This window comes from Frankia sp. AgKG'84/4, assembly GCF_023242965.2.
Lineage (GTDB): Bacteria > Actinomycetota > Actinomycetes > Frankiales > Frankiaceae > Frankia.
The window spans coordinates 1-5,011 of the sequence record NZ_JALKFU020000392.1 but is presented as its reverse complement, the minus strand read 5'-3'; the positions used below and the strand labels follow the sequence as shown (position 1 = coordinate 5,011).

Annotated in this window: 1 protein-coding gene and 1 pseudogene; one reads left to right on the top strand and one right to left on the bottom strand. The window is 75.4% G+C overall.

What is annotated here, in order from left to right:
* A pseudogene (locus MXD58_RS19745) lies at positions 1 to 509 on the bottom strand (DUF5719 family protein); the annotation flags it as partial.
* Between MXD58_RS19745 and MXD58_RS19740 the strand changes: the two are divergent.
* On the top strand, positions 490 to 5,011 hold a 4,522-nt coding region (locus tag MXD58_RS19740; RefSeq protein ID WP_250609705.1), incomplete at its 3' end, for a non-ribosomal peptide synthetase. The pseudogene MXD58_RS19745 and the gene MXD58_RS19740 overlap by 20 nt on opposite strands.

Genomic DNA, 5,011 nt, shown 5'->3' with positions numbered 1-5,011 from the left:
GCCGCGGGCATCGGCGCGGCCCCGGAGACCGCCGTCGCCAGCAGCGGCCCACCGACTGCGGTCAGGCTGCCGCCGCCGGCCGCTGCCGCGGGCAGCGTGGCGACCGAACCCGCCGGCACACGCACCTCGACGCCGTCCAGCCAGGCCGTGACGGCCCCCAGGGGCGCGGTGAGGACGACCGCGCCCACCGCCCCCGGCGGAGTAGGTGGCACGGCGACGACGGCGTCCGGCGCGGTTCCAGCACCTGCCGTGGGGCCGTCCGGCCGGGACATCCCGGCACCACGGCCGTACGCGTCCAGGCCCCGGCCCCCCGAGGGCGACTGGACCTGGGCGGCGGCGGCCCAGGTCCACACCCCCGGCCAGCCCGAGGACACGCCCAGACCCGCGACGACGGGGGCAGCGGCGGCCGGATTGTCACCCGCACCCGCCGCGGTCGACTCCACCAGGACCGCGCTCGCCGCGCCGGCCGGCAACGGCGCGGGCACGGCGATGGCCCCACCGGCCGGCACCCGCACCGCCTCCAGACCCACCGGGACCCGCGCGCCGGCCTGGGTCAGCACACTGACCCGCACGGTCGCCGCCCGGCCGGGGGCGGCGGACGCTGACGGCGCCGCTGACCTCGAGCTGCTGGTCGACCTCGAACGGCACGGACGTCAGGAAGTCGTCCCAGGGGTGGACCTCGCCCGCACGGTCGGCTGGTTCACCACCATCGCGCCGGTCCGCCTCGCACCGGCGCACACCGACCCGCGGGCCACGCTGGCCGACGTCAGCGCCGCCCTGCGGGCCGTACCCGACGGCGGCCTCGGCTTCGGGCTGCTGCGTTATGCCAGTCCGCTGGCCGGCCCCACCCTCGCCGCCGCCGGCCCGGCCCAGGTGCTTTTCAACTACCTGGGCCGGTTCGGCGCGGACGGCCGGGCCGACTGGGGCGTTGCCGAGGAGTTCGACGCGCTCGCCGCCGAGCCCGACCCGAGCCTCGGCGTCGGCTACCCGCTGACCGTCGACGTCGCCTGCCTGGACACCGCCGAGGGCCCGCGCCTGCGCGCCACCTTCACGTACCTGAGGACCGTGCTGACCAGCGAGGAGGCCGACGGGATCGCCCAGGCGTACCTCGCCGCCCTGGGCGAGCTCGCCGCCCTCGCCACGTCCCCTGCCGCCCGGCCCGGCTCTGGCTCTGGCGCCGAGCTGATCACGCTGACGGCCGTCGAGGCGGAGCGGATCGCCCGCGACTTCCCCGCCCCGGTCGAGGCGGTCTGGCCGCTGTCGCCGCTGCAGGAAGGCCTGTACTTCCACTCGGTGCTTGACCCGACCAGCGACGCCTACACCGCGCAGTTCTCCCTCGACTTCGGCCACCGGCTCGACGCCGACCGGCTGCGTCGCGCCCTCGCGGCCCTGCTGGCCCGCACGCCGACCCTGCGCGCCGGCTTCCTCAGCGAGGGCCTGCACCGCCCGGTGCAGGTCATCGCCAGCGAGCTCCCGGCGTCGGTCGAGGAGTCCGACCTGACCGGGCTGGCGGAGCCGGACCGCTCCGCCCGCGCGGAACAGATCGCCGCGGCCGACCGGGCCCGGCCCTTCGACGTCGCCCGCCCGCCGCTGCTGCGCCTGAGCCTGCTGCACCTCGCCGAGGGCCACGACCGGATCGTGATCAATCGGCAGGTGCTGCTGTGGGACGGCTGGTCCGGCCCGCTCGTCGTCGAGGGGCTGCTGGAGCTGTACGCCGCCGACGGCGGCCCCACCGCGCCGTCGACGGTCGGCTCGTTCGAGAACTACCTGTGGTGGCTGCGCGGACGGGACACCGCCGCGGCCGAGGCGGCCTGGCGCGCGGCGCTGGCGGACCTCGACGGCCCCACCCTCGTGGTGCCCGCGGCTCGGGGACTGGCGCCGGTCGCGCCGGAGCGGATCACGACCGAGCTGTCCGACGACTCGGCGAGCGCCGCCCGCGCGGCCGCCCGGGCCGCGGGTGTCACCCTGAACACGCTGCTCAACGCGTCGCTGGCACTGGTGCTGGCCGGCGCGACCGGCGGCGAGGACATCGTGTTCGGCACGACCGTCGCCGGGCGCCCGACGGATCTCGACGGCATCGACGAGGTCATCGGCCTGTTCCTGAACACCGTCCCGGTCCGGGTGCGCCTGGACCCACGGGAGTCCGTCGGCGACCTGCTGCGCCGCCTCGCCGACGACCGCCTCGGCCTGCTCGACCACGAGTACCTCGGACTCGGCGACCTCCAGCGGGCCAGCGGCCAGCCAGTGCTGTTCGACACCCTCTACGTCCTGCAGAACTTCATGAACGAGGTGGCGAACGACGAGATCAGCGACCGGCACGGGATCATCGGCGGCGACAGCCTCGACCACACGCACTACCCGCTGACGTTCGTGCTCTTCCCGGGCGCGCGGATCAGCGTCCGGCTGGAGTACCGCGCGGACGTCGTGCCCGCGCCGTTCGCCGAAGCGCTGTTCGCCCGCCTGCTCGCGATGGTCGACACGCTGGCCGGCAACCTCGGCGCGCCGGTCGGTTCGCTCGACCCGCTGCTGCCCGCCGAACGGGCCCGGCGCACCGCCGCCGCTTCCGTCGAACCGCTGCCGATCGGCGCGGACACCATCGCCGACATGCTGGCGACCCGCGCCGCCGCGGAGCGGGACACCGTCGCGCTGGTCCTCGGCGCGCGGACGTTGACCTACGCCGAGCTCGACGCCCAGGTGAACCGGCTGGCCCGGCTGCTGCTCGCCCGCGGCGCCGGCCCGGAGACGGTGGTCGCCCTGGGGCTGGGCCGCACGCTGGACATGGTCGTCGCACTGTTCGCCGTGCTGCGCACCGGCGCCGCCTACCTGCCGCTGGAGCTGGACCATCCGCCGGCCCGGCTGCTGGGCATGGTCGCCGACGCCCGCGCCGCGCTGCTACTGACCACCGCCAGCACCCGTCGCTACCTTTCCGACCAGCCCGACCAGCCCGCCGCCGCCCGGCCGCCGGTGACCTGGCTGGAGCTGGACGATGCCGCGCTCGCCGCCGAACTCGCCGCGACGCCGGCGACCGCGCTGTCGGACGTCGAGCTCGGGCTGTTCGCCCGCGACCGCGCCGGGCGCCTCGACCACCCGGCCTACGTGATCTACACGTCGGGTTCGACCGGGCGGCCCAAGGGCGTCGTCACCCCCTACCGGGGCCTGACGAACATGCAGCTCAACCACCAGAAGGAGATCTTCGCGCCGACGATCGCGGCGACCGGCGGGCGCCGGCTGCGGATCGCGCACACTGTCTCGTTCGCCTTCGACATGTCCTGGGAGGAGCTGCTCTGGCTCGTCGAGGGCCACGAGGTGCACATCTGCGACGAGGATCTGCGCCGCGACGCCGAGGGGCTCGTCGCCTACTGCGACCGGCACCGCATCGACGCCGTGAACGTCACCCCGACCTACGCCCTGCACCTGTTCGAAGCCGGTCTGCTCGACCGCACCGAAGCCGCCGACAGCCCGGCGCCCGGCCGGGGGAAAGGCCAGCGGCACCGGCCGCCCCTGGTCATGCTCGGCGGCGAGGCGGTGCCCGACTCCGTCTGGAACCGGCTGCGGGACACCGACGACACCGCCGGCTACAACCTGTACGGGCCGACCGAGTACACCATCAACACGTTGGGCGCCGGCACCGCGGACAGCGCGACGCCGACCGTCGGCCGCCCGATCCGCAACACCACCGTGCACATCCTCGACCGCTGGCTGCGTCCCGTCCCGGACGGCGTCGCCGGCGAGCTGTACATCGCCGGCGACGGCCTGGCCCGCGGCTACCTCGACCAGTTCGGCCTGACCGCCGCCCGGTTCGTCGCCGACCCGGCGGCCCGCGGCGCGCGGATGTACCGCACCGGTGACCTGGCGACGCGGCGGCCCGACGGCAACCTGGACTTCCTCGGCCGCACCGATGACCAGATCAAGATTCGCGGCCACCGCATCGAGCTCGGCGAGGTCGTCGCCGCGCTCGACGCGCACCCGGCCGTCAGCCAGTCCGCCGTCCTCGCGACACCCGACCCGCTCACCGTCGGCTCGAAGCGCCTCGTCGCCTACGTCGTGCCCGCCGAACCCTCCACCGGCGACCGGGCCGCGACCGAGACCGCGCAGGTCGGCGAGTGGAACCAGATCTACACCGACGAATACGAGCGGATCCCGACCGCGGCGACCGTCGAGGACTACACCGGCTGGGACTCCAGCTACGACGGCCAGCCGATCCCGGTGGCGCACATGCGGGAGTGGCGGGCGGCGACCGTCGCACGCATCGGGGCGCTCGAACCCCGGCGGATCCTGGAGATCGGCGTCGGCACCGGCCTGCTCCTCGGCCAGCTCGCCCCCGACCGCGACGCCTACTGGGGGACGGACTTCGCCGCCCCCGTCGTCGCGAAGCTGCGCGCCGAGCTCGCCACCGACCCGACCCGGTTCGGCCGCGTCGAGCTGCGCCAGGCGCCGGCCCACGTCACCGGCGGGCTGCCCGGCGGGTTCTTTGACACCGTGGTCATCAACTCGGTCATCCAGTACTTCCCCAGCGCCGACTACCTGCGCAGGGTGCTGCTCGGCGCGTTCGACCTGCTCGCCCCGGGTGGCACGCTGTTCGTCGGCGACGTCCGCGACCTCGGCCGACTGCGCGCGTTCCACAGTGGTGTCGAGCTCGCCCAGTCCGGCCCCGCCACCGACCCGGCCCGCTTCACCGCCGCCGTCGACCGGCGGCTGCGGCTGGAGAAGGAACTCGTCGTCGCCCCGGCGTTCTTCGAGGCACTCGCCGCCGAAGCCGGCCTGGAGGTCTGCGTCCGGGTCAAGCGTGCCCGGCACCACAACGAGCTCAGTCGGCACCGCTACGACGTCGTGCTGCGCCGTCCGGTCCAGGAGACCCGGGACCAGGCCGCCTCGGCACCCGCCGGCGAGATCGACCTGACCTGGGACGTGGAGGTGCGCGGCCTCGGCGGGGTCGAGACGCTGCTGCGGGACCGGCGCCCGGCGCGGCTGCGCCTGCGCGCGATCCCCGACGCCCGCGTCGCCGCCGAAC